This window comes from Pseudomonas sp. FSL R10-0399 (assembly GCF_009600165.1).
Classification (GTDB): Bacteria; Pseudomonadota; Gammaproteobacteria; order Pseudomonadales; family Pseudomonadaceae; genus Aquipseudomonas; species Aquipseudomonas helleri.
Window position 1 is genome coordinate 1 of record NZ_WIWK01000029.1, and the last position, 19549, is coordinate 19549.

Here is a 19549-nt window from a genome sequence, read left to right on the forward strand (position 1 = left end):
CAGCCGGGCGGCAAGACGTGCCACATTTTGGAAGCCGAGCCCCAGCTTGCGGGCGTGGTGGCGGTCGACCTTGAGGCCAAGCGCCTGGTGCGCGTGCGTGAGAACCTAGAACGCCTGGGCCTGAGCGCCGAGCTGATTGCTGCCGATGGCCGCGACACCGCGACCTGGTGGGACGGCAAGCCGTTCCAGCGCATCCTGCTCGATGCCCCATGTTCGGCAACGGGCGTGATCCGCCGCCATCCGGACATCAAGCTGACCCGCCAGCCGGACGACATCTCCGCCCTCGCCAGCCTGCAAGGCGAGTTGCTGGACGCCATGTGGCAGACCCTCGAAGTCGGCGGCATCCTGCTGTACGCCACCTGTTCGACCTTACCGACCGAAAACACCGAAGTGATTGAAGCCTTTTTGGCCCGCACGCCCGGTGCGCGCGAGCTGGACATCGCCGGGCAGTTCGGCATCAAGCAACCTCACGGGCGCCAATTGCTGGCGCAAGAGGGTGGGCATGACGGTTTCTATTACGCCAAACTGATCAAGATCGCTGCCGCACGCGGCTAACGACGGGAACAGGGAATCACGGCATGAAAATCATCATCCTCGGCGCAGGGCAGGTCGGCGGTACGCTGGCCGAGCATTTGGCCAGTGAAGCCAATGACATCACCGTGGTCGACACCGATGGCGATCGCCTCCGCGATTTGGGTGATCGTCTGGATATCCGTACCGTGCAGGGCCGTGCTTCGCTGCCCAATGTGCTGCGCCAGGCGGGCGCTGACGATGCAGACATGCTGGTGGCGGTGACCAACAGCGACGAGACCAACATGGTCGCGTGCCAAGTGGCCTACACGCTGTTTCACACCCCGACCAAAATCGCCCGGGTACGCGAATCGGCCTACCTGACCCGCGGCGAAGAGCTGTTTGATAACGACGCAATTCCGGTCGACGTCTTGATCAGCCCCGAGCAGGTTGTGACCAACTACATCAAGCGTCTGGTTGAACACCCCGGCGCCTTGCAGGTGATCGACTTTGCCGGTGGCAAGGCGCAGTTGGTGGCGGTCAAGGCGTACTACGGCGGCCCGTTGATTGGCCAGCAATTGCGCCAGTTGCGTGAGCACATGCCGAATGTGGACACCCGGGTTGCGGCGATTTTCCGACGTGACCGGCCGATTACGCCCCGTGGCGACACGGTGATTGAGGCCGACGATGAGGTGTTTTTCATCGCCGCCAAGGCCAACATTCGCGCCGTGATGAGCGAAATGCGCCGTCTCGACGAAAGCTATAAACGCATTGTGATCGCCGGGGGCGGGCAGATTGGCGAGCGCCTGGCCGAGGCCATCGAAAGCCGTTATCAGGTCAAGATCATCGAGATGAGCCCGGCCCGCTGCCGCTATTTGTCTGACACCCTGGACAGCACCGTGGTGCTGCAAGGCAGCGCGTCAGACCGCGACCTGATGCTCGAAGAGAACATCGCCGATGCCGACCTGTTTCTGGCGCTGACCAACGACGATGAGGCCAACATCATGTCCTCGTTGCTGGCCAAACGTCTGGGCGCAAAAAAGGTCATGAGCATCATCAACAATCCGGCGTATGTGGACTTGATCCAGGGCGGCGAAATCGACATCGCCATCAGTCCGCAGTTGGCCACCATTGGCACCTTGCTGGCCCACGTGCGCCGTGGCGACATTGTCAGTGTGCACTCGCTGCGCCGGGGTGCGGCGGAGGCCATCGAAGCCATTGCCCACGGTGATTCGAAGTCGAGCAAGGTGATTGGCAAGCGCATTGGTGAAATCAACCTGCCGCCGGGCACCACCATTGGCGCGATCATTCGCGACGACGAAGTGCTGATTGCCCACGACGCCACAGTGATCAATGCCGGTGACCATGTGATTTTGTTCCTTGTGGATAAAAAGCATATTCGCGACGTAGAGAAGCTGTTCCACGTGGGTTTGAGTTTTTTCTAAGGAGTCAGGGATGCTGGAGTCATTGGAAAAGATGTTGGCCAAGGGTGTGGATAACTCGCTGCTGCGCTTCGGGCTGGGCAAGGGTTATCTCGACCTTGGGGATAACCTCAAGGCGGCGGAACATTTGCAGCGCTGTGTTGAATTTGACCCCAAGTACTCAGCGGCCTGGAAGCTGCTGGGCAAGGCCCGATTGGCGGCAGGCGACCGTGCAGCGGCGCGTGAAGCGTGGGAGCAGGGGATCATCGCGGCACAAGGCCATGGCGACAAACAGGCCGAGAAAGAAATGACCGTGTTTTTGAAGAAGCTGGAGAAGCAGCAGGCTTAACGCCTCAGATTTCCTGTGGGAGCGGGCTTGCTCGCGATGGCATCTACGCAGTTTCAAGGTTAAACCGCGTCGTTTGTATCGCGAGCAAGCCCGCTCCCACAGGTTGTGCATTCAGCTAGCTCAGTACCAGCGCGCCTCGCCCGGCGGGCGTTTTTTGAAGCGTTTCATGCTCCACATGTATTGGCTCGGGTAAGCCCGCACGTATTTCTCCACCACTTGGCTCATGGCCGCGCAGGCGGTTTCGGTGTCGGTGCTGTACATGGCTTCGGGCGCCGCTTCCAATATCACTTTGAACCCCGAACCGTCCGGCAAACGCACCGCGTGCAGGAACACACCCACCGCTTTGCCACCCGCCAGCATGTTGGGCACAAATTTGCTGGTCAGGGCCGTGGTGCCGAGGAACGGTACAAAAATACCCGCTGATTCTGCCGGCTCCGGGTCTGCCGGGATGCCGACCTGGCCGCCTTTGCGCACCTCTTTGATGACACTCAAAATGCCTTCTTTGGTCGACGCGGCCACGCGGTTGCCCAACTGTACGCGCTGTTTGCGCAGCAGTTCGTCTACGGCCTTGAGCTTGGGCGGGCGATAAAAAATGATCGGTTTGCACTGGCTGCAATAGAAGTGGTTAAGCACTTCCCAGTTACCCAGGTGGCTGGTGATGCCGACCACGCCTTTGCCGGAAGCGAGGGCGTCTTTGAGCACGTCCAGGCCTTCGACTTCGCGCACCAGGTCAATGGAGCGCTGGGCGGGCCAGATCCACGCGCAGGCGCTCTCGGTCAGGCTTTTGCCGATGTCTTTGAGGCTTTGGCCGACCAATTGTTCACGGGCAACCGGGTCCATTTGGGGGAAGCACTTGGCCAAGTTGATCCGCACCACGTCGCGCGAGCGATTGGGCAGTTTCCACATCAGCCAGCCGATGGCCGAGCCCACGTGTTGCACCGCGCCCCAAGGGAGCATGGCAAACAACCGTAAAGCCCCGACCAGCAAGGCGCCTTTAAACTTTTCCACAGGGTCTTTCCCGTCTTCATAGTGCATCGACAACCCTTGTGGGAGCGGGCTTGCTCGCGATTCAGGCAACGAGGTGCATCTGGATCACCGCGTAGAGGCCATCGCGAGCAAGCCCGCTCCCACAGGGCCGGTGTATAAAAAGGCATTCTAACCGGCGTTGGACAGCTCAGCGTAGCGGTCGCAGGTGGTGGCGTGGTCCATGACCATGCCGCTGGCCTGCATGAAGGCGTAACAAATGGTCGGGCCGACGAAGGTAAAACCGGCTTTTTTCAAACCTTTGCTCATGGCTTCGGCCTCAGGAGTAACGGCCGGGAACTCATGCCGTTCGGTGAAGTGGTTGATCTTGGGCTTGCCGCCAACGAACGACCACAAAAACTCAACCGGGTCTTTGAGCGCCAGCCAGGCCTGGGCGTTGCGCCGGGCGCCGGTGACTTTCAAGCGGTTGCGCACAATGCCCGGATCGAGCAGCAAGGCCTCTATCTCGGCGTCTGTCATGACCGCCAGGCGCTGCACATCAAAGCCAAACATGACCTTGCGATAATGCTCGCGTTTGCGCAAAACCGTGATCCACGATAAACCCGCCTGGAACCCTTCGAGCAATAACAACTCGAAGAGCGCATGCGCATCGCGCAACGGCACGCCCCACTCTTGATCGTGATAGGCCGCATATAGCGGGTCGTCAGGGCACCAGAAACAACGTGGCATAGAGGCTCCAAGAGGTGGAGGCGCGACCGAATCGGGTATACTCCCGCTCTTTAAATCGCAGCCCAAGAAACAGGTGAATTTGTGAGCCAGCCTACGCCAGCAGTGCGTACCTTCCAAGACTTGATCCTCGCCCTCCAGCAATACTGGGCCGAGCAAGGTTGTGTGGTGCTTCAGCCCTACGATATGGAAGTGGGCGCCGGCACTTTCCATACCGCCACGTTTTTGCGCTCTCTGGGCCCAGAAACCTGGAACGCCGCTTATGTGCAGCCCAGTCGTCGCCCGACTGACGGCCGCTACGGCGAAAACCCTAACCGTCTGCAGCACTACTACCAGTTCCAGGTGGTATTGAAGCCAAACCCGCCTAACTTCCAGGAGCTGTACCTGGGCTCGCTGAAGCACATCGGCCTGGACCCGCTGGTTCACGATATCCGTTTTGTCGAAGACAACTGGGAATCGCCGACCCTGGGCGCCTGGGGTCTGGGCTGGGAAATCTGGCTCAACGGTATGGAAGTCACCCAATTCACTTACTTCCAGCAAGTAGGCGGCATTGAGTGCTACCCGGTGACCGGCGAAATCACCTACGGCCTTGAGCGTCTGGCGATGTACCTGCAAGGCGTGGATTCTGTCTACGACCTGGTCTGGACTGACGGCCCGTTCGGCAAAGTGACCTACGGCGACGTGTTCCATCAGAACGAAGTCGAGCAGTCGACTTACAACTTCGAACACGCCAACGTCGACAAGCTGTTTGAACTGTTCGATTTCTATGAAAGCGAAGCCAAGCGCCTGATCGAACTCGACCAGCCGCTGCCGCTGCCAAGCTACGAAATGGTGCTCAAGGCATCCCACACCTTCAACCTGCTGGACGCGCGCCGGGCCATTTCGGTGACCGCACGTCAGCAGTACATTCTGCGGGTGCGTACCTTGGCGCGTTCGGTGGCTCAGGCGTATCTCGAAGCGCGCGCCAAGCTGGGCTTCCCGATGGCTCCACCCGATTTGCGTGATGAAGTGTTGGCTAAGTTGGAGGCTGCACAATGAGTGCTCAAGATTTTCTGGTTGAACTGGGCACTGAAGAACTGCCGCCAAAAGCCCTCAGTACCTTGGCCGACGCGTTTCTGGCCGGTATCGAAAAAGGCCTGCAAAGCGCCGGTCTGAACTTCAAGGCGAAAAAAGTCTATGCCGCGCCGCGCCGTCTGGCCGTGCTGCTGACCCAGCTCGACACGCAACAGCCTGATCGCAGCATCAACATCGACGGCCCGCCTCGCCAGGCCGCGTTCGACGCTGAAGGCAACCCGACCCAGGCAGCCCTGGGTTTTGCCAAAAAATGCGGCGTTGAGCTGAGCGAAATCGATCAGAGCGGTCCAAAACTGCGTTTCAGCCAGGTGATCATCGGCAAGCCGACCGCCAGCCTGCTGCCGACCATCGTTGAAGACTCGCTGAACGATTTGCCGATCCCCAAGCGCATGCGCTGGGGTGCACGCAAAGAAGAATTCGTGCGTCCAACCCAATGGTTGGTGATGCTGCTGGGCGATGAGGTCATCGACTGCACCATCCTCGCGCAAAAGGCTGGCCGTGATTCCCGTGGTCACCGTTTCCACCACCCGGAAAACGTGCGCATCACCTCGCCTGCCAACTACCTCGAAGACCTGCGCAAGGCCTACGTGCTGGCAGACTTCAATGAGCGTCGCGAGCTGATCTCCAAGCGTGTGGCCGAACTGGCCACGATGCAGGAAGGCACTGCGATCGTACCGCCAAGCCTGCTTGATGAAGTGACCGCGCTGGTGGAATGGCCGGTGCCGCTGGTGTGTTCGTTCGAAGAGCGCTTCCTCGACGTGCCGCAAGAAGCCCTCATCACCACCATGCAGGACAACCAGAAGTATTTCTGCCTGCTGGACGTCGATGGCAAGCTGCTGCCGCGTTTCATCACCGTGGCCAACGTCGAGAGCAAAGATCCGAAGCAGATCATCTCGGGTAACGAGAAAGTGGTCCGCCCACGTCTGACCGATGCTGAGTTCTTCTTCAAGCAAGACAAAAAGCAGCCGCTGGAAAGCTTCAACCAGCGCCTGCAAAACGTGGTGTTCCAGGCGCAACTGGGCAGCGTTTACGACAAGGCCGAGCGCGTATCTAAGCTCGCCGCGTTCATCGCCCCGCGCATTGGCGGCGACGCTCAGCGCGCAGCCCGTGCAGGCTTGCTGTCCAAGTGCGACCTGGCCACCGAAATGGTCGGCGAGTTCCCGGAAATGCAAGGCATTGCCGGTTACTACTACGCCCTCAATGATGGCGAGCCAGAAGATGTCGCCCTGGCGCTGAACGAGCAGTACATGCCGCGCGGTGCGGGCGCTGAACTGCCAGAAACCCTGACCGGTGCAGCGGTGGCCATCGCTGACAAGCTCGATACCCTGGTGGGTATTTTCGGCATCGGCATGCTCCCGACCGGTAGCAAAGACCCGTACGCACTGCGTCGCGCAGCGCTGGGCATCTTGCGGATTCTGATCGACAAAAAGCTCGACCTCGACCTGACCGAAGCGGTGAATTTCGCGGTTAGCGCGTTCGGTGCCAAGGTCAAGTCGGCCGGTCTGGCTGACCAGGTGCTGGAGTTCATCTTCGACCGCCTGCGTGCGCGTTATGAAGACGAAGGCGTGGACGTGGCGACGTACCTGTCGGTGCGTGCGTTGCAGCCGCGTTCGGCGCTGGACTTCGATCAGCGTGTGCAAGCCGTTCAGGCGTTCCGTCAGTTGCCGGAAGCCGAAGCTCTGGCCGCTGTGAACAAGCGTGTATCGAACCTGTTGAGCAAAGTGGAAGGCAAGATTTCGACGAATGTCGAAGCCAAGTTCTTCGACAACGCCAGCGAGTTCTCGCTGTACTCGGCCATTCAAAAGGCGGACGAAGCGGTACAACCGATGGCCGCTGCCCGTCAGTACAACGAAGCGCTGACCCGTCTGGCCTCGCTGCGCGAGCCGGTGGACGCGTTCTTTGAAGCGGTGATGATCAACGCCGATGACGCCAGCGTGCGGGCTAACCGCTACGCCTTGCTGGCCCGTCTGCGCAGCCTGTTCCTGGGCGTCGCTGATATTTCGTTGCTGAGCTGAGGAACTGATGAAGCTGCTGATTCTCGATCGGGACGGTGTCATCAACCAGGACTCCGACGCTTACATCAAGTCTGTCGAGGAGTGGATCCCGCTCCCCGGCGCGATTGAGGCGATTGCGCAGTTGAGCAAAGCGGGCTGGACGGTTGCCGTGGCAACCAACCAGTCCGGCATTGCCCGCGGCTATTACGACCTCGCCACGCTGGACGCCATGCACGCACGCCTGCGCGCGTTGGTGGCCGAACAGGGTGGCGAGCTTGGGCTGGTGGTGTATTGCCCTCACGGGCCCGATGAAGGCTGCACATGCCGCAAGCCAAAGCCGGGCATGTTGCACACAATTGCTGAGCATTACGGTGCAGATCTGACCGAATGCTGGTTTGTGGGTGACAGCTTGAGTGACTTACAGGCTGCTGAGGCCGTCGGTTCAACGCCCGTTTTGGTAAAAACCGGAAAAGGCCTACAAACTTTGGCCAAAGAATTACCGGACAGTACTCTAATATTTGACGATCTGGTGGCAGTTGCCGCCGAACTTATCCACAAATAGGGCAGGTTTGAACACGCGCCGGCATTCTGTGCACAGGCCTGTTCAGTCATGCCTTATCCGCAACGGTAAAAGCCGCTATGTCGATACTGCAGGCCATCAGAACTTTCTTCTTTTACCTGCTGCTGGGCACCAGTTCTCTGCTGTGGTGCTCACTGAGTTTTTTTGTCGCGCCCTTTTTGTCGTTTCCTGCGCGTTATCGCTTTATCAACGTGTACTGGTGCCGCTGCGCGTTGTGGCTGACGCGGGTGTTTCTGGGCATCAACGTCAAGGTCACCGGTGCAGAGCACATCCCTGAGCGCCCGTGCGTGATTCTGGCCAACCACCAAAGTACCTGGGAGACGTTTTTTCTCTCGGCCTACTTTCAGCCGTTGAGCCAGGTGCTCAAGCGTGAACTGTTGTACGTGCCGTTTTTTGGCTGGGCGATGGCGATGCTGCGCCCGATTGCGATTGACCGGGACAACCCGAAAGCGGCGCTCAAAGACATCGCCAAAAAAGGTGATGAGCTGCTCAAGGACAACATCTGGGTGCTGATTTTTCCTGAGGGCACGCGTGTGCCTTACGGTCAGGTCGGCAAGTTCTCCCGCGGCGGTACAGCGCTGGCGGTGAACGCCGAGTTGCCGGTTCTGCCGATTGCCCACAACGCGGGCAAGTTCTGGCCTAAGACTGGTTGGGCCAAGCGCCCCGGCACCATTGAAGTGGTCATTGGTGAGCCGATGTACGCCAACGGCAGCGGCCCGCGGGCGATTGCCGAGCTCAATGAGCGGGTACAAACATGGAATGAAGACGCTCAGCGGGCCATGGGCTCCTTGCCACCGGTGGCGGTGCAAACCGAAACAGCGGTGAACTGAGCGAATTGTGGATAACGTGTGCACAAGTTTTGGATTTCTTTTGAAATACAGTCGTAACTCGATGATTTACATGCTTATTTCTCGGTATGACTTTTGAACAGAAAACGTGCATAAGTTTTTCTAACGCCTAAAAAAACCGACCTGTTGGTCGGTTTTTTTGTGCGTTTGATCCGCCCGGCTTTAAACCTTATCGATATTCACGTGCCGGGTTTCTTTGAGGAACAGCATCCCCACCACGAAGCTGACGCCGGTGATGACGATCGGGTACCACAGCCCGTAGAAGATATCCCCGGTGTACACCACCAGCGCAAACGACACGGTCGGCAGGAACCCGCCAAACCAGCCGTTACCGATGTGGTAGGGCAGGGACATCGAGGTGTAGCGGATCCGCGTCGGGAACAGCTCAACCATCACCGCCGCGAGCGGGCCGTAGGTCATGGTGGCGATGAGCGTCAGCACCACCATGATCAACACCACCATTGGCTGGTTAACAGTGCTTGGGTCGGCCTTGGCCGGGTAGCCCGCAGCTGCCACGCTTTCGCGCAGGGCAGCTTCGTTAAAGCCGATGATCTTTTGCTCACCCACGGTTACCAGTACGTCGGCACCGGTCGGGGCAGACTGCGAGACGTAAGGCAGGCCTTGTTTGACCAGGAAGGTTTTGACCTTGTCGCACGGGCTGTCAAAACGCGCTTTACCCACAGGATCGAACTGGAAGGTGCAGGTGGCAGGGTCAGCCGTGACCACAATCGGTGACTGGCGACTGGCGGTGTCGATCTGCGGGTTCGCGTAATGGCTCAGGGCTTTGAACAGCGGGAAGTACAGCAGCGTGGCCAGCAACAGGCCGAGCATCAAAATCGGCTTGCGCCCGACTTTATCCGACAGCCAACCAAAGAAGATGAAGAACGGCGCGCCGATGACCACGCTGATAATCAGCAGCATGTTGGCCTGGGCCGGGTCCATTTTGAGCATTTGCGTGAGGAAGAACAGCACGTAGAACTGCGCCGCGTAGAAGGTCACCGCCTGGCCTGCGTTGATACCGAACAGGGCGATGAGGACGATTTTCAGGTTTTCCCATTTGCCGAATGATTCACGGATCGGCGATTTGCTGGTTTTACCTTCGGCCTTCATTTTTGCGAAGGCAGGCGACTCATGCATGCTCATGCGGATCCAGGTCGAGATGCCCAGCAGCACGATGGACAGCAGGAACGGCAAGCGCCAGCCCCACACTTCAAACTGATCGCCGGTGAGGTAGCGGCAGCTCAACACCACCAGCAGCGACAGCAACAGGCCCAAGGTGGCGGTGGACTGAATCCAGCTGGTGTTAAAACCACGCTTGCCGGGAGCGGCGTGTTCGGCCACATAGGTCGCCGCACCGCCATATTCGCCACCCAGCGCCAGGCCCTGAAGCATGCGCAACAGCACCAGCATGATCGGCGCAGCAATGCCGATGCTGGTGTAGGTGGGTAGCAGGCCGACCGCAAAGGTCGACAGGCCCATCAGAACGATGGTCATGAGGAAGGTGTATTTTCGCCCGATCATGTCGCCCAAGCGGCCAAACACTAAGGCCCCGAACGGTCTCACCAAGAAGCCGGCGGCGAAGGCCATCAAGGCAAAGATAAACGCGGTGGTGTCGTTAACACCTGAAAAGAACTGCTTGCTCAGGACGGTCGCCAGCGCGCCATACAAGAAAAAGTCATACCACTCGAACACCGTCCCGAGGGATGACGCGAAGATGATCTTTCGTTCTTCACGGCCAGTCGTCCCCTTGGCGGGGGCTGCTGCCGATTGTGCAATTGAGTCCGACATATTCAATGTCCTCGGCCCTGTGGGCCACAGTGATTATTGTTGTTGTCCACTGTCGGTTTCGGATGACTGCGACCGAAACCACGATCGCTGTCAGGCGACCGGTACTGCTGCAGTACGGCTGATACCTGCGTCTATCTCCAGTGCGTTAGAGGGGGTTGCGAGAATCAATTGCGCGGCCTTTTCGCCAATCATCAGCGTAGGCGAACAGGTATTACCCGAGACAATCGTCGGCATGATGGACGCGTCTGCGACCCGCAAGCCGGCGATGCCATGCACCCGCAGTTCGGCATCGACCACGGCTTCGGCGTCTTGCCCCATGCGGCAGGTGCCGACCGGGTGAAAGATCGTCGTGCCGATTTTGGCGGCTGCTTCGTGCAGTTCCTGTTCGGTTTGCAGGGCGGCGCCGGGCAGGTATTCCTCGGGGCTAAACGTGTGCAGGGCGGAGCTGGCGACGATGCGCCGGGTGAGACGGATCGCATCGGCGGCGACTTTCAGGTCGTCGGGATGGCTCAGGTAATTGGGATCGATCAAGGGTGCGTCGTCCGGGTTGGCCGAGCGGATATCGACCCGGCCACGGCTTTTAGGCCGCAGGTTGCACACCGACGCGGTAAACGCCGGGAAGGTGTGCAGCGGCTCACCAAAGCGCTCCAGCGACAGCGGCTGGACGTGGTACTGCAAGTTAGCTGAGGGTTGATCCGGATCGGACTTAACGAAGGCGCCCAACTGACTCGGTGCCATGGCCAACGGACCACTGCGGTCGTAGGCATAACGCAGGCCCATGCCGACTTTGCCCCACAGGCTGTTGGCCACTTGGTTGAGGGTGCGGGCGTTGCTCAGTTTGAAAATCAGGCGCAGTTGCAGGTGGTCTTGCAGGTTGCCGCCGACACCCGGCAGCTCGTGCTGCACGGTTATCCCCAGGCTCTCCAGCAATGGACGCGGGCCGATGCCCGAGCGCTGCAAAATCCCCGGCGAGCCAATCGAGCCCGCGCTCAAGATGATTTCGCGGCGTGCGCTAAAAGTGTGATCCGCGCCTTGCCAGCGGGCCTTCACCTGCGTGGCGCGGTGGTTCTCCAGCAGCACTTTATCGACCTGCACTCCGGTCAGCACCGTCAGGTTGGGACGCTTGAGCACGGGGCGGATAAACGCTTTGGAGGCATTCCAGCGCACACCGGCGCGCTGGTTCACTTGAAAGTATCCACAGCCCTGATTGTCGCCGCCGTTGAAGTCATTGACGCTGGCGATGCCGTTTTGCGCAGCCGCATCGCGGAAGGCATCCAGAATCGTCCAGGAATAACGCTGCTGCTCAACCCGCCACTCGCCCTCGGCGCCGTGCAGCGCGGAGTTCCCGGCATAGTGTTTTTCACTGCGTTTGAACAGCGGCAGCACGTCTTGCCAGGTCCAGCCCTTATTGCCCATGGCTGCCCAGCGGTCGTAATCACCGGCCTGACCACGCATGTAGATCATGCCGTTGATCGAAGAACTGCCGCCCAACACCTTACCGCGCGGGTAACTCAGGCTGCGGCCTTGCAGCCCGGGCTGGGCTTCGGTTTTAAAACACCAGTCGGTGCGCGGGTTACCAATGCAATAAAGGTAACCCACAGGGATATGGATCCACGGGTAGTTGTCTTGCCCACCCGCTTCGAGCAGCAACACGTTGTGCTTGGGATCGGCAGACAGCCGATTCGCCAACACTGACCCCGCAGGCCCGGCGCCCACCACAATGTAGTCGTAGATCTGATTGGCTGATGGCATGTCGCACCTCGCCTGATTATTTTTTGTTCTTGTCGTTCTCCATCCTATTGATTAATTTCGAGTTGAAAACGCGTGATTTCACCCATGGCTTGTGCGTTTTTGCACAGCTCAAATGACCGGGCACGAGGGACGACGATGTTCGACTGGAATGACATGCGGTATTTTCTGGAGCTACAGCGCAGCGGGCGCCTGCTCACGGCTGCCAAGCGCCTCAACACCACCCACAGCACCGTGGCGCGGCACATTGAGCACATTGAGCAGCACCTGGGCACGGCGCTGTTTGTGCAGCATGCCCAAGGCTACCAACTGACCCCGGCCGGGCAGGCGCTGCTCAAACATGCCGAGGCGATGGAAAACGTCGCCCTGCTGGCCCAGGAAGAAATTACCCAGGCCATCATCCCATTGGGCAAAATCCGCCTGGGCGTGACCGAAGGCATCGGCATCATGTTCCTCACCTCACGCTTGCGCGGGCTGTTCGAACGCTACCCCGGGCTGGAAGTTGAACTGGTCGCGGTGCCGCGCTTTGTCAGCATCCTCAACCGCGAAGCGGAAATCAGCGTGCACCTCGACCGGCCCCACGCCGACCTGTTGATCACCCGCAAACTCACCGACTACCGCCTGGCGCTGTACGCCAGCCGCGACTACCTCGACAAAGCGCCAGCCCTGAACCACCGCGACGACCTGGCCAACCACTTCTGGATCGGCTACGTCGACGACCTGCTGTTCAGCGAAGAACTGCTGTTTATCAACCACTTCTGCCGCAACCCGACCGTGACCTTCCGCAGCACCAGCGTCATCGCCCAACAACAAGCCGCCCGCGCCGGGCTGGGCATCGCCGTACTGCCCAACTACATGGCCAGCCAAGACCCTGAATTGGTGCGTGTACTGCCCGAAGAGTCAGTGCAACGCAGCTACTGGATCAGCACCCGGCGCGAATTGCACAAATCAGTGAGGCTGCGGGTGGTGTGGGATTTTTTGCTGGAGCTGTGCAGGGAAGAGCAGGGGGTTTTGTTGGCGGATTAACCTCGCAATTAGGCAACTGCGCACAAGCCAGAGTGATGACCCAGTACCAGATCACCCCCGAGAGGTTCGAAATAACTCCATCGAACTTGAGGTATCTGCGACCCGATACCCCATCGCCCGATACCCACGTTGGCGCTTATCCCACATCCGCAACAGCGCAGGATGCCCTGCATCGATAAATTCGATGATGCGCACGTCTGATTTGCTCGCATGCTCCCGATGCAAACGCCCGGCGTATTGCTGTAATGTGCCTTTCCAAGAAATAGGCATTGCTAGCACCAAGGTATCCAAGGGTGGATGGTCAAATCCTTCACCTATGAGTTTGCCAGTGGCCAATAGCACGCGAGGGACATCCGGTGGCAGGGCGGCTAATTCATCTGTCAGCGCGATACGCTGCTTTTTCGAGATACGCCCATGTAAGGTAAACAGGTTCTGTATACGACCCGCCAACGCTGCCTCTATGGCGCTCAGGTGATCGGTTCGTTCTGTCAGCACCAACACCTTACGGCCTTGGTTGAACGCTTTATCGACTTCAAGCGCAATCAGCTCTGTACGCTCAATATTCTCAGCCAGGTGCCGGAATACATCTTGAATACCAGCCCCCTCAGGCAGATTGATTTGAGCGGGCAACAGTCGGGTTTCAACCATCAAATCATCAGGCGCACTCGTTGCCCTGCTCGCGGTATGTCGAATCGGCCCGCACTGCATAAATATGATGGGATGCTGACCATCACGACGTTCTGGTGTGGCTGTTAGTCCAAGCACATATTTTGCCCGAACATGTTTCAAGATCGTCTCAAACGAAAATGCCGACAGGTGATGGCATTCATCAACGATGACCTGCCCATAGGATTTCACCTGATCGCTAACTTGCCCCAGCCTGGATAGCGACTGCATCACGGCGATATCAATAACACCCGTCGGTTTCACTTTACCGCCGCCGATGCTGCCTACGACCCCTTTACCCAGACCAAGGAACATCTGCAATCGCTCCTGCCATTGGCGTAGCAGATCAGTTCGATGCACAAGCACGAGCGTATTCACCCCACGGCGTGCAATCAATGCGGCTGCGGCTACGGTTTTGCCGAATGCTGTTGGGGCACACAGGATGCCCGTATCGTGCTCCAGTATTGCCGTTACTGCTGCCTCCTGATCCTCACGCAATGAGCCAGCGAAACTAAAATTGACGGTTTCCCCAGCAAAACGCTCATCCTGGATTACGACCGTAACCCCGTTATTCTTCAGGAGCTCGATTGCGGCGTCCAAGCAGCCCCGAGGTAGTGCGATGTGCTTGGGGTAGTTATCTGCACAACCAATGATCCGAGGTTTGTTCCAAACGGACATGCGCATCGCCTGCGCCTTGTAGAACTCTGGATTTTGAAACGCAGCCAATCGAATCAAACGATTGGCCAATGCTTGCGGAAGTTCAGACTTGTCAAAGTAAACCTGGTTTGCCAGCGTGACTGTCAAGGATATCGGCATTGAGCAAGACAATCTTTGTTGGCCGAGATTCTTCCAAGGCTGTTGCTCGTCTTCCAGCGCAACAAATGTGACATCCAGAGGGTGGGTATGCCCCGTCGCGCATACGATGGCTGGCTCGATATCTTCTATGTCCATTGGCTGGATACTGGCCAGAAACGCCCATTGATCGGGATACGCTCTCAACTCATCATCCACAAAGACGGTGCAGCCGTGTTGACGTGCATTCTTCTGCAGCGGCAGTGCAATCAGGTTGCCAAAACCACCCTTTGGCATCCTGTCTTGATTAGGGAAAAGCCGGTCATACGAACTCAGCTTTAGCTGTCGCGTTCGAACACAGGTATGACTAATGATCGCCGTCCCCAGTCGCCGGGCATCTTGAGCGGTGACAGCCCGCGCAAAAAATATCCAGGCATGAGCACCATTACCGGAGCGAGATATCTCCAAAGCCACCGGCACGCCCAGTTCTCGACACGATTGAACGAAGCTCAGTAAGTCTTCACGCCAGTCAGCTTCGTCAAAATCCACAGCCAAGAAAAAACATGTGTCATCTGCGAGCAATGGGTATACGCCTGCGACTATCTCGCCTGCCAGATGCCGATAAAGTACGTGGTCATCCACAGGAACTAATTGGCGATGGTTGCACTCAGCACACTTGATTTTCGGTTTCTGACAAACACCTGGACGCCATTCATTAGCACAGGCTGGCGAAAATCCGGTCTTCCCGGTTTTACTTTCCCAACGCAGAGGGAAGACATCAGTGCGACCTCGAAACAAACGCTTAAATAGTTCTAGCTTGTCTTGAGTTCGCAGGTACTGAGCAGGTATTTCAGTGACGGATAAAAGAATCGGGGACAAGACTTCAGTCTGTCGCCATTCAATATGGTGTGCCTCTAATAGAGCGACCAATCGAGCATTTTCAGCTTGCAGCTGCGCGAGGTAATCAGAACCCGTCATGAGACCTCTTTGCAAACACACGTATATGAAAATATCTAGGCATCAATCAATTATATTCATGGGAATACGTTAACTCTAAATCTGGTCATTTAAAACAGCCTTAAAAAATTCCTCTTACTAGAATGGCACTTGTCACCGCTCAGAGACAAGACACCTTTAATATTTTTCAGCATAAACTTTTCAACACGGACTGTATAATTCATACAAACACACCAAGATATTGCCTACACATTTTAAATAACAAGCTTACATCTACATCGGAATTACCCTGATATATATTGAGTGATAAAACATAAAAAGCTGCTAACGTTAGGTTATTCGTATTTATCAAGGTTCATCTACTACATAAACACCATACAAACTTTTAATATATTCATGTAAACACCCTAAACGGTTACCACCCAGCAAAAAACCTGAAATCTCTAGCCTACCGGCTAGCTAAAAGGAAAACCGTTTTCTGTAAGCCTCCCCCAATGAAGCCTATAATGCCGGGCTAGAATGAGGTCACACCCTATGGCAAGTGCAGATCAGCTCAAAGCCCTTCTGAAATCACATATCACCGGTGACGACAGCCACTTTTTCTCTGTCGCAATGCAGGTTGCAGCCCATGAGGCAAAGCTGGGCCATGGAAAACTTGCCGTGGAACTCAAAGCGCTCATTGACGCAGCTAAGAGCCGGCCGTCCTCCAAAATGGCTAGCAAGACTACCCCCATCAGCCAACCAAGGGGAGAGTTGTCCGAGTTGCTGCAAGCGTATTACCCGCAAGCTCGACTATCTGACATGATTCTGGACGAGCAGGTAGCCATGCGCCTGCATCGGATAATCAAAGAACAACAAAACCATACCAAAATCCGTGCCCATGGCTTGTCGCCAAGGCGTAAATTGCTGCTTGTTGGGCCACCCGGTACGGGCAAAACCCTAACAGCCTCAGCGTTGGCAGGCGAGTTAGGCATCCCGCTATTTGTCGTTCGCCTTGACGCCCTGATCACTAAGTACATGGGCGAGACCGCCGCTAAACTGCGTCAAGTCTTCGATGCAATCGCAGACGTTCGTGGCGTATATTTTTTCGACGAATTCGATGCCATTGGCTCACAACGTGGCTTGGCCAACGACGTCGGCGAAATACGTCGTGTGCTTAACAGCTTTTTGCAAATGCTTGAACAGGATCAATCTCACAGCCTGGTGATTGCGGCTACTAATCACCCTGAGATTCTGGATTACGCCTTGTTCCGCCGGTTTGATGACATGGTCCAATACGGGCTACCCGAAGCAGAGCAAATTGTTGCGGTGCTGAAAAACCGCTTGGCCATCTTCAAACCCAAACGGTTATCGTGGTCGAAGCTGGCAGAGAAAGCCATGGGTTTGAGTTATGCCGATGTTGCGCGCGCAGCGGATGACACCATCAAAGATGCCATTATTCATGACCGGGCATCGATAACTGATTCTGATATTTTCCGGATGCTGGAAGAGCGCAGGCTCATCAATAAAAAACTACTAATGGATACTTAATTCAAAGAGCGGTACGCGATGATGGATCAACGCAAAGAAAACCTTCCGCACTTGTTTCCTAAAAATACCTCAACATCTGAACCCTACAAGTCACATAACATTAAAATCAAGCGCTCGCCTCTGCCTACTCGCGAACGAATCCAACATGGCAGCTCCCTTCGAGAACAGCTTAAGCAAATTCAACCTGTTGCTTTAGAGGCAAAAGAAGCTCAAATAGCGCTAGGTATCAAGGACGGCATAGGGCTTCGAATTCAATTTGAAAGCTTTACTGATGTCAAATTGGCTTTTGAGAGTTTGGCCAATAGCCGAAAAGGAATTGAGCTGCTCAATTACAAAGAGCAAGACGATAAAGGCTTTGCGACAGTTTTCGTTCCAGACGGAAAGCTCGATTTTTTTGAAAATATCATCATTGAATACTTGACTGATCGTCGGGGAAAGAAAGGGCAAAGCCTGGACCATAAAGCCCTTATTCATACAATTCAGTCTATCCACGTGGCTCAGCTTCAAGCAATTTGGACAGACGAGCCCTCCCTCTTTCCAACAGATGCAAACGAGGTAATTTGGTGGGAGGTATGGTTGCCCGTCAGAGACAACCGCGAAGCCGTCGTTGAAGGCTTTGTGCATATCGCTGAACGCCTGGGTATTCGAGTGCTGAGTGGAAGGCTTTACTTCCCAGAGCGAACAGTACTGATCATTCAAAGCTGCAAGGTCGTTCTGCAGCAGTCGGTTCTTGCCCTTAACAGCATTGCTGAACTGCGCAGGGCAAAAGAAACGGCAGCTTTTTTTGATTCGTTAACACCTAACGATCAGCACGAATGGACTGAAGAGTTGCTGGAAAGGACAACCTTCTCCACCTCCGACAATGCTCCACACATTTGCATCCTTGATACAGGCATAAACCATGGTCACCCCCTGCTTACTCCAGCACTTGCAGATTCAGACCTCCACACTATTGAACCCGATTGGGGGGTGGATGATCACCATGGACATGGAACCAGCATGGCAGGGCTATCGTTGTACGGCGATTTGACTACTACCTTGAGCTCAGCAGAACCTCTCTCGATTGAACATCGTCTTGAATCTGTAAAACTGCTACCAAGTGACGGAACCAACGCCGGAGACCCGAACAATTTTGGCTTCAATACCATTGAGGCTGTCAGTCGACCAGAAATTACGGCTCCTCTGCGGGCCCGACTCTTCAGTATGGCCGTAACCACTCTTGATGGCCGTGACAGAGGCCGCCCGTCATCATGGTCTTCAACACTTGATCGACTAGCCGCTGATGCAGATGGCCAAGGAGCCAGCCCACGTCTGTTTGTAGTCTCGGCAGGCAATATTCGAGGCCCGAGTGAATGGGTTAACTATCCAAGCAGCAATACCGTTATAGGGATTTGCGATCCTGCTCAGGCTTGGAACTCACTAACGGTCGGAGCGTATACAGACTTGGTAGCGCTTGCGCCGGGCCTTAGAACGGTTGCCGCTCAGGGAGGCCTGAGTCCATTCAGTACAACATCGCAGAACTGGATTAGTCATTACCCCCTAAAACCAGATGTACTCTTTGAGGGAGGGAATCTTCTCCATGATGAGCTCATGGGACCAGCCACTGCTGGGGAGTTGTCATTACTGACAACTCATAATCATCCCATTGATCGCAGCCTGACATTGGCGACAGCCACCAGCGCTGCGACCTCACTTTGCTCGAGGATGGCGGCTCAGTTAATGGCCACATACCCACAGCGATGGCCTGAAAGTATTCGGGCCTTGATTGTTCACTCAGCAGAGTGGACTGATGCGATGAAGCACATGTTTCTTCCACAACATCGAAATCCAACTAAACAAGATTACGAACGGTTGATCAGGCACTGTGGCTTCGGCGTGCCCAACTTTGAGCGGGCCAAGTGGAGCGCATCCAATTCGCTCACACTCATCGTTGAAGACACGCTCCAGCCCTTTCAGAAGCGGAAAGGGGAAGGTCTTTCTCCACGAGAAATGCATTTACACGAATTACCTTGGCCCAAAGATGAACTTGAAGCATTGGGCGCGACTGACGTTGAAATGACCGTTACGTTGTCTTACTTCATTGAACCCAATCCATCGGCCCGTGGGCGGTCTCGCTATCGATATGAGTCCCATGGTTTACGTTTTGACGTTAAACGCCCTACAGAAGATGTTCCGCGCTTCAGAGCCAGGGTAAATGCCGCAGCGCGTGAAGATAACAATGGAATATCAAGCCACGACTATGACCCCGCATGGACGTTAGGTACACAGAAACGCCACCGGGGATCGCTTCATCAAGACAGTTGGACAGGTACTGCCGCTGAGTTGGCCAGTCGCGGTTATCTTGCCGTTTACCCGTCATTAGGCTGGTGGAAGACCAGAGGGGCTTTGGAACGGTATGACAGTACTGCACGTTATGCGCTGATTATTTCGGTCAAAGTTCCGGGAGTTGATACTGATATCTATAGCGTTGTTGCTGAAAAAGTTGCGGCTAAACATACCATTGCGGTGTAGCTCAGCCTTGGACATCCACCCTTAAATACAAATAACAAAAAGCC

Annotated in this window: 14 protein-coding genes and 1 pseudogene; 10 read left to right on the forward strand and 5 right to left on the reverse strand. The window is 56.2% G+C overall.

Translation table 11 applies throughout. The features are described from left to right. The 3 genes and pseudogenes from GHO41_RS10785 to GHO41_RS10795 all read left to right on the forward strand — a co-directional run. Positions 1–555: pseudogene (locus GHO41_RS10785) on the forward strand (16S rRNA (cytosine(967)-C(5))-methyltransferase); the annotation flags it as partial. A gap of 23 nt (positions 556–578) precedes the next feature. After that, positions 579–1955, forward strand: coding sequence for a Trk system potassium transporter TrkA (trkA, locus tag GHO41_RS10790; protein ID WP_048373936.1), 1377 nt, complete (start codon positions 579–581; stop codon positions 1953–1955). Between the two features lie 10 nt (positions 1956–1965). After that, on the forward strand, positions 1966–2280 hold the full coding sequence (locus GHO41_RS10795; RefSeq protein WP_048373935.1) for a hypothetical protein: 315 nt from the start codon (positions 1966–1968) through the stop codon (positions 2278–2280). Positions 2281–2400: 120 nt separating this feature from the next. Here the strand turns inward: GHO41_RS10795 and GHO41_RS10800 are convergent, their stop codons facing one another. After that, on the reverse strand, positions 2401–3288 hold the full coding sequence (locus GHO41_RS10800) for a lysophospholipid acyltransferase (RefSeq protein WP_048373948.1): 888 nt from the start codon (positions 3286–3288) through the stop codon (positions 2401–2403). Positions 3289–3435: 147 nt separating this feature from the next. Further along, positions 3436–3993, reverse strand: coding sequence for a DNA-3-methyladenine glycosylase I (locus GHO41_RS10805; RefSeq protein WP_153390810.1), 558 nt, complete (start codon positions 3991–3993; stop codon positions 3436–3438). Positions 3994–4074: 81 nt separating this feature from the next. Here GHO41_RS10805 and glyQ point away from each other — a divergent pair, with 81 nt between their 5' ends. The 4 genes from glyQ (at position 4075) to GHO41_RS10825 (ending at position 8468) form a co-directional block, all read left to right on the forward strand. After that, positions 4075–5028, forward strand: a complete 954-nt coding sequence (glyQ, locus tag GHO41_RS10810) for a glycine--tRNA ligase subunit alpha (protein WP_003437964.1) — start codon at positions 4075–4077, stop codon at positions 5026–5028. Then, positions 5025–7079, forward strand: coding sequence for a glycine--tRNA ligase subunit beta (gene glyS / locus GHO41_RS10815; RefSeq protein WP_048373931.1), 2055 nt, complete (start codon positions 5025–5027; stop codon positions 7077–7079). Before glyQ ends, glyS begins: the two co-directional genes overlap by 4 nt. 7 nt (positions 7080–7086) lie before the next feature. After that, complete coding sequence (gene gmhB / locus GHO41_RS10820; protein WP_048373929.1) at positions 7087–7620, forward strand: D-glycero-beta-D-manno-heptose 1,7-bisphosphate 7-phosphatase; 534 nt, start codon at positions 7087–7089, stop codon at positions 7618–7620. 77 nt (positions 7621–7697) lie between these two features. Further along, the gene (locus GHO41_RS10825) at positions 7698–8468 is read left to right on the forward strand and encodes a 1-acyl-sn-glycerol-3-phosphate acyltransferase (protein WP_048373927.1); all 771 of its coding nucleotides are present in this window, start codon (positions 7698–7700) and stop codon (positions 8466–8468) included. Positions 8469–8648: 180 nt separating this feature from the next. On the opposite strand, the gene GHO41_RS10830 is transcribed toward GHO41_RS10825, so the two are convergent. Next, entirely contained in the window at positions 8649–10274 is a 1626-nt protein-coding gene (locus GHO41_RS10830) for an MFS transporter (RefSeq protein WP_048373597.1), read from the reverse strand. Positions 10275–10364: 90 nt separating this feature from the next. Continuing rightward, on the reverse strand, positions 10365–12026 hold the full coding sequence (locus tag GHO41_RS10835; protein WP_153433551.1) for a GMC family oxidoreductase: 1662 nt from the start codon (positions 12024–12026) through the stop codon (positions 10365–10367). Positions 12027–12161: 135 nt separating this feature from the next. Here GHO41_RS10835 and GHO41_RS10840 point away from each other — a divergent pair, with 135 nt between their 5' ends. Then, the gene (locus GHO41_RS10840; RefSeq protein WP_153433552.1) at positions 12162–13049 is read left to right on the forward strand and encodes a LysR family transcriptional regulator; all 888 of its coding nucleotides are present in this window, start codon (positions 12162–12164) and stop codon (positions 13047–13049) included. Positions 13050–13100: 51 nt separating this feature from the next. On the opposite strand, the gene GHO41_RS10845 is transcribed toward GHO41_RS10840, so the two are convergent. Continuing rightward, the gene (locus GHO41_RS10845) at positions 13101–15485 is read right to left on the reverse strand and encodes a DEAD/DEAH box helicase family protein (protein ID WP_048373591.1); all 2385 of its coding nucleotides are present in this window, start codon (positions 15483–15485) and stop codon (positions 13101–13103) included. Between the two features lie 513 nt (positions 15486–15998). On the opposite strand from GHO41_RS10845, the gene GHO41_RS10850 reads away from it, so the two are divergent. Continuing rightward, positions 15999–16994 carry an AAA family ATPase gene (locus GHO41_RS10850; protein WP_048373589.1) on the forward strand — a complete coding sequence of 332 codons (996 nt, stop codon included), beginning with the start codon at positions 15999–16001 and terminating at the stop codon, positions 16992–16994. 18 nt (positions 16995–17012) lie between these two features. After that, on the forward strand, positions 17013–19505 hold the full coding sequence (locus GHO41_RS10855; protein WP_048373587.1) for a S8 family peptidase: 2493 nt from the start codon (positions 17013–17015) through the stop codon (positions 19503–19505). Positions 19506–19549: the final 44 nt, after the last annotated feature.

What these genes read in the sequence shown, in the direction of transcription:
- trkA (WP_048373936.1), top strand. Translation starts at nt 579, where the DNA reads ATGAAAATCATCATCCTCGGCGCAGGGCAGGTCGGCGGTACGCTGGCC.
- GHO41_RS10795 (WP_048373935.1), top strand. Translation starts at nt 1,966, where the DNA reads ATGCTGGAGTCATTGGAAAAGATGTTGGCCAAGGGTGTGGATAACTCG.
- GHO41_RS10805 (WP_153390810.1), bottom strand. Translation starts at nt 3,993, where the DNA reads ATGCCACGTTGTTTCTGGTGCCCTGACGACCCGCTATATGCGGCCTAT.
- glyS (WP_048373931.1), top strand. Translation starts at nt 5,025, where the DNA reads ATGAGTGCTCAAGATTTTCTGGTTGAACTGGGCACTGAAGAACTGCCG.
- gmhB (WP_048373929.1), top strand. Translation starts at nt 7,087, where the DNA reads ATGAAGCTGCTGATTCTCGATCGGGACGGTGTCATCAACCAGGACTCC.
- GHO41_RS10825 (WP_048373927.1), top strand. Translation starts at nt 7,698, where the DNA reads ATGTCGATACTGCAGGCCATCAGAACTTTCTTCTTTTACCTGCTGCTG.
- GHO41_RS10830 (WP_048373597.1), bottom strand. Translation starts at nt 10,274, where the DNA reads ATGTCGGACTCAATTGCACAATCGGCAGCAGCCCCCGCCAAGGGGACG.
- GHO41_RS10835 (WP_153433551.1), bottom strand. Translation starts at nt 12,026, where the DNA reads ATGCCATCAGCCAATCAGATCTACGACTACATTGTGGTGGGCGCCGGG.
- GHO41_RS10840 (WP_153433552.1), top strand. Translation starts at nt 12,162, where the DNA reads ATGTTCGACTGGAATGACATGCGGTATTTTCTGGAGCTACAGCGCAGC.
- GHO41_RS10845 (WP_048373591.1), bottom strand. Translation starts at nt 15,485, where the DNA reads ATGACGGGTTCTGATTACCTCGCGCAGCTGCAAGCTGAAAATGCTCGA.
- GHO41_RS10850 (WP_048373589.1), top strand. Translation starts at nt 15,999, where the DNA reads ATGGCAAGTGCAGATCAGCTCAAAGCCCTTCTGAAATCACATATCACC.
- GHO41_RS10855 (WP_048373587.1), top strand. Translation starts at nt 17,013, where the DNA reads ATGATGGATCAACGCAAAGAAAACCTTCCGCACTTGTTTCCTAAAAAT.